Here is a 6,000-nt window from a genome sequence, read left to right as displayed (position 1 = left end):
GAAGCGAGGCGCGCATTCTACAGAGCATAATCGGAAGATCAAGGGTTTATTTCAAATTAATTACAATAATCTTAAAAAAAGCGGTTTAACCCTAAAAAAAGCACAAAGTTTATACTGGTTGAGCAAACTATAAACAACCTTGTAGTAAACAAATTTGGTTATCTGTTTATTTATGCGTAACATGGCACTGCTTTCTTTTCCTTTTTAAAAGAAATCCTATAACAATAATCATATTAGGTAATGACCACATGAAATCTTTCTCTTTAATAAACACACTAATCGCTATAGTAATTTCTATTATTGCTTACTTCGCACTTCCTGACGATTTTGCTTCTGTTCAATTGGCCTTCATTTTCGGCTTAGTTATTGGAGCAATTGCCATCCCACAAGTTTCAAAGCTAATTTCTGAATCTAAATCGGTTCAAAGTTCAAGTGATGATATCTCCTCAACCACAACTCTGTATGTTGGTAACCTTCCTTATAAAGTAAATGAAGATGCTGTTGCAGAGTATTTTTCTGAATTTGGAACTGTTGCTTCAGTTCGATTAATGAAAGACCGCCGCACAGGTAAACGCAAAGGTTACGGTTTTGTTGAAGTTGCGAGTAAAAGTGCTGACAAAATGATTAAGAAACTAAACGATACCGACTTTCAAGAGCGCACCTTGAAAGTACGTTTAGCAAAAGATAAAACCGAAGGGTAATTAACCCCTCATTTATACTTAGTAAAAATGGCGCTATGAAGCGCCATTTTTGTTTATTGGTTCACCTTCATTTTTTTGACAAAGGCTTTAGGAGACAGTCCAAACTCTTTTTTGAACTTGTTACTAAAATAAGCCGATGACGAAAAGCCCACATTGAAAGCAGTTTCGGTTATCTGCTTTCCATTCAATAAATCACTTTTCGCTTTCAGGAGACGATACCTTCTGAGTAGCTCAGTAAAACTAGAATTGGTGAAGGCTGTAAGTTTTCGAGTAAGCTGTCTCTCGCTGATAGCCAAATCAATAACAGCTCGCCCTCTATTACAAGTATTATCTTTGTAATTATCTTCTAACCAGCAAATAAATTTATCGTAAAATCGAGTGTCTCTCTCTGAAGACATACAATCACTATTCAACTCAAAGATATCTTTATTTTCCACTGAATTAAAATTGTATTTTTGGGAAATCTTACGTCTTATTGTTATTAGGTTTTTTACCCTTGCCAATAACTCGGAGTTATTAAATGGTTTCTTAATATAATCATCTATATGGTAACCCCAACTATCCAGACGCGTTTTATCATCACCTTTAGCTGTTAACATGATAATAGGAATATGTGAGGTTAATTCGTTCACTCTTATACTTTTGCATAGTTCGAAACCATCCGTTACAGGCATCATCAGATCAGTAACGATAATGTCGGGTATAATATCTAACGCTTTTTCAAACCCTTCTTTCCCATTTTCAGCAGAATAACATTGGTATTCGTCGCCAAAAATAAGGGCTAAATAATTTCTCATGTCAGGTTGGTCTTCAACTAACAAAATCGACAGTCTTTTATCGCCGACTTCGTTTGATGTTAATTCAAGTTCATTAGTGCTAAGCACTTCAAGTTCTGTTTGCTCGCCCTCAATTGGAGCTGATACAAACAACTTCACTTCAGGTTTAGGAATGTGGCTATTAATTGGCAGTTTAACTATAAACTTGGTTCCTTCATCAATTTTGCTTTCGACTTCAATACTTCCCCCATTTGCTGTAACTAACTCCTTAACTACAGCCAAACCTAGACCTGAACCATTTGAATCTGAAACATTTTCCAAACGAGTAAATCGCTGGAAGATTAAATCAATATTTTCGTCCGCAATACCGAAACCTTGATCAGAGATTTCTACTTGAAGAATATTATTGTTAGTTGTTGCACAAATCTCTACATTTCCACCTTTTTTGTTATATTTAAATGCATTCATCAATAAGTTCGAAAGAATTTTCTCTAGAGAGTCTGCAATATATGTCCCTGTTCCAGAACAAGTATTTTCAACAATGAGTTGTTGTTTATTGTTTGACGATATAGGTCGAAACGATTCGGCTATAATTTTGATTGAGTTATGCAAATCGTAGTGGACTTTATCATCTAATTTACTTGAATCTATTTTTGACAACTCCAGTACTTGATCAACAAGATTGGTTAAACGGAAGACATTAAGCCTTAGTATGTCTAAAATCTTTTGGGATTTTTCATCCTTCACATACTTAGCAAGTTGCTCGATAGGCCCGCCAATTAGTGAAAGTGGTGTTCTAAACTCATGAGAAGCGTTTGCATACAATAATTCTTTATGATGCAACGCATCTCTCAATCTTCTTTTACTTGTAGCCAACTCCTTTGTTTGAAGCAATACTGATGACTCTAAGCGTTCATTGAGTGATTCGAGCTGAAACGTTCTATACTTAATGAAACAAATAACTACAAGAATGCATGCTAAAAGATAGAAAGAATATGCTTGCCAAGTTTGCCAATAGGGAGGATGAACTCTAATTTGTAAAGAGTTAACAGGTTGAATACTTGCGCTTTTCGGATCTACTACTCGAACTTCAAATAAATAGTCTCCACTTGGCAATGTTGAGTAGGTTGCCTTGGCTGTTTCTGAAGTCGCATCAACCCAACTATTATTTAAACCTACTAACCTATATTGAAACTTCAATATATTTCGGTCGACTAAGTTGTTTGCAGCAAAGGTCAGCTCGAAAAGGAATTCATCGTAGGATATGTCTAAGGGCAAATCGTTTGCTATTGACTCAATCAAATCTCGTTTCTTGGAAACCAAGCCTTGTTCATCTCTGATAAGTACCATAAGATCGACAAAAACCGTCTGGCTAACTTTTCTAAGGCGCTTATTGAGGAATTTATTTGCTAATTTAGTATTAACAACATAGTTTTCCCTGTCTCCGGCAATCAAAATCTCATCACCAGCTAAGTTTATAGACGCCGTAATTTCAAAGTCTACATCTATAATACCGTCTTCTCTACCAAGTTCAATGGAGGTCTTATTGACATGATCATACCTAACAAGCCCCTGATTAGTCATCACCCAAAAGTAACCTTCCGAATCCTGTACCAATTCCCTAATATGCCTAGAATGTGCGGTATAAACAGTATCAATATAAATTAACTCTCCAGATACCTCGTCTACGTACGCGAGTCCAGCTCCGTCAGTGCAAAGCCAAATGACTCCTTTGTTGTCTTCCAAAAGGCAGTTATTTATGTATTTTTTCTTATTGACCTTACTAATTTTATCAGGTGACAAAATATCAAAGACTCCGCTATCCCTAGCGACGGCTATTAATTTTCCGTCCGACTTTTGATAAATATTATCAACATCATCTTTTGAAAAGATAAGTGAACTCTTTCCTTTAATTTTCAGTTTATAGATACCTGGATTACTATTCTCTATAACTCCAAAATGAACTTCGCCATATGAGTTAACTGTAATATCAACTATTATCCCATCTGATTCATATAAGTTAACTACTGCAGCTTCACCTGAATTATCATACTCATAAGAATCAAATTTAAATTCAAATAACCCTTTATCTTCCACTCCAATAAGTATTCTAGAGTGTTTATCATCGTAGGTTAATGCAGTTACCACACCGAGACGAGATACTATTTTTTTAATTTTGCTTTCTGCTCTTTCGAAAACATAAATATTCTGGTTGAACGCAAGAACAATTTGATTCGGCGAAACTTCTGCACTTGCTTGTAAATTAACATGTTTAAAGTCCTTAGGGAGCAAGTTGTCAAGTGCTCTTGCGAAGTCGTTAAAAATACCAACACCTATTAGTGGCCCTGTAAAAACAACTCCTCCCGAAAGAGTAATATCAACATCATAAACATCTTCAACTTTCATTTCGTCAGTTTTGAAAATACGTGAAGGTATTACTTGTTCATTTTTTACTGTATTAATGAGATAAAATGAGTCAGAAACATAGATTAAGCTGTCTTCGCCGTATGTAAAAATCTTTTTTATTTTAGTATCAGCTTTCAAAATTTCTGTATTTATAGAATTTTGATTTTTAAATAATACATTACTAATCGAAAACCAAAGACTTCCTTTTGCATCTACATGAAAGCAATCAATCTTTAAGTGTTTATTCTGTCGATCAACTAGTTTAATTTTTTTGAGACTATAATTTTCAATACTAAATAAATTATTTTCACTATCTAGAAAATATAACTCTCCAGATCTTGAAAGTTGAATATCTTCTATATAACTAAGTTTTATTTGTTTTGTAGAGGAGATATTAGTTACTTCTAGAGTAGAAGTATTTATTATAGAGATCGACTTTTCGCAATTCGCATAAGCTAGATTTTTATATATCTTCACATCTAAACAATGATCAGATTGCAAACCTGTTTCTGTAGTTATTTGGCGGTACTTTTCTAGACTTTGATCGTAAATTACAATCCCATTTCCAAACAAGGCAATCCATACTTTGCCATTATTATCCTCTGCCAACCCTTCAATATCAAAACCATTAAAAGGCTTCTCGGTTGTAGCAATACTTTCTACATGCGATCCTGTTATTTTATACAGCCCATTCTCACTTCCAAGCCAAATCGCTTTTTTGCCCTGCAAAACAGAATAAACCAAACCGAGAGAGTTACCTTTTAACTCATAAAATGAATCATAAGAGTAAACACTATTCGATATTGAAAAAATCAAGAAAACTATCAATACATTTTTAATTAATTTCAAACTTTTGTCCCACAAATACAAGTAAATGACTCATTGGTTACTTTTTTAACCCCATATAAAAGACTATATTTGAAATGACAGAAATCAAGTTAAGTACTTATTTTTTTGCAAAATGGAGAAAGTAAATGAAGAAAATAAAGAGCGAAAACGAAAAAAATCTTACTGAGATAGCTGAAACTAATCTTTTGGAGAGAGTTTATGGAGGAAACAGTGAAGTTACTTTATGCTTTATGGGAGAGAAGCCAGATAAGCCAACTCCAGTCAAACGAAAGCCTAAAAGAAGTGGTTTACCTTTAGTTGATAAATGAGTAATTCACTCAGTTTAAACTAAGACTGTAACTAATTTTGTGTAACTGCTTATCACAACACACTCTAGTAAGAGTTAAGGATAGGCAGATTACCGTAACTGTAGGGCTAGCAAGTGTATCAAAACCGAAAATAGTGAGTTTGAACTACACACACTGGGCGACAGAGATGGCTTTTTTGAGCCGAAGTTGGTTAAGAAACACCAATCTAGATTTACCTCTATGGACGAGAAAATACTATAATTATATGCGCAGGGTATGAACCCCCGTTAAAACGTTAAAGCCTCTAACTGATGGTGCGGTATAGATATCTCGCCAACACTGCTATCAATACCAAAATCTACAATTAAAAATGGTAAGGACCTTGATTATGAAGTGTTCATTGTTCGTAATGCGGATGAAGCGGAGACGCCAACACCTGCTATTTTGAGTCTAGGTTTGCCGGGGTTAGGGGTTAGCATTCAGTTGATTTAAAAAGTAACAATCCACTAGCCAATAAAAATCAGTTTACTTGCATTCTTAAAGGGCTTATACAAAGTCTTTTACAATGTGCCTTACTGTACGATGATTCCGAGGAACGCTAAGATCATCCGCCACATGATCTGCAGGATAACCGTACAAACCAAATCTATCTTCCTTGCTATGGGTAATGATTACAACATGGGCCGGAGGCTTATCAATATTACCTCGAAATGGGTCAATAACGGGCACTTCGTAGCGTCCGAGCTTAATCAGTGCGACTCTTCGTCCATTGCGATATATAAAGCGGTCGAACACGGGGTTGTCCAAAATACTATAAACCGCAAACTTGGGAATTTGAAAGGGGATACCCTGCCACACTATCTCTACGATCTGTAGCTTATCTGCTAAATTAGAGATCGAATCCGGTAGGTCAATATCTCGCATACATCACCACTTTATCTAAACCACTTAAATTAAATATAGCAACAAAACCGCTAAGAG

4 protein-coding genes and 1 pseudogene are annotated in these 6,000 nt (G+C 35.2%); 3 read left to right on the top strand and 2 right to left on the bottom strand.

From position 1 onward, the window contains the following. Window positions 1-248: 248 nt before the first annotated feature. Window positions 249-701: an RNA recognition motif domain-containing protein gene (locus AB6T38_RS11560; protein ID WP_372547458.1), complete on the top strand. Its 453-nt coding sequence runs from the start codon at window positions 249-251 to the stop codon at window positions 699-701. 53 nt (window positions 702-754) lie between these two features. Here AB6T38_RS11560 and AB6T38_RS11555 read toward each other — a convergent pair whose 3' ends face one another. Next, on the bottom strand, window positions 755-4,732 hold the full coding sequence (locus AB6T38_RS11555) for an ATP-binding protein (RefSeq protein ID WP_372547457.1): 3,978 nt from the start codon (window positions 4,730-4,732) through the stop codon (window positions 755-757). A gap of 125 nt (window positions 4,733-4,857) precedes the next feature. On the opposite strand from AB6T38_RS11555, the gene AB6T38_RS11550 reads away from it, so the two are divergent. Then, window positions 4,858-5,040: a hypothetical protein gene (locus tag AB6T38_RS11550; protein ID WP_372547456.1), complete on the top strand. Its 183-nt coding sequence runs from the start codon at window positions 4,858-4,860 to the stop codon at window positions 5,038-5,040. A gap of 102 nt (window positions 5,041-5,142) precedes the next feature. Continuing rightward, a pseudogene (locus tag AB6T38_RS11545) lies at window positions 5,143-5,280 on the top strand (IS256 family transposase); the annotation flags it as partial. Between the two features lie 285 nt (window positions 5,281-5,565). Here AB6T38_RS11545 and AB6T38_RS11540 read toward each other — a convergent pair. Next, complete coding sequence (locus tag AB6T38_RS11540; RefSeq protein ID WP_348491396.1) at window positions 5,566-5,943, bottom strand: hypothetical protein; 378 nt, start codon at window positions 5,941-5,943, stop codon at window positions 5,566-5,568. Window positions 5,944-6,000: the final 57 nt, after the last annotated feature.

This window comes from Aliiglaciecola sp. SL4, from assembly GCF_041538045.1.
Taxonomy (GTDB): domain Bacteria; phylum Pseudomonadota; class Gammaproteobacteria; order Enterobacterales; family Alteromonadaceae; genus Aliiglaciecola.
The sequence above is the reverse complement of the archived record's forward strand: the minus strand, read 5'-3'. Positions and strand labels throughout refer to the sequence as shown.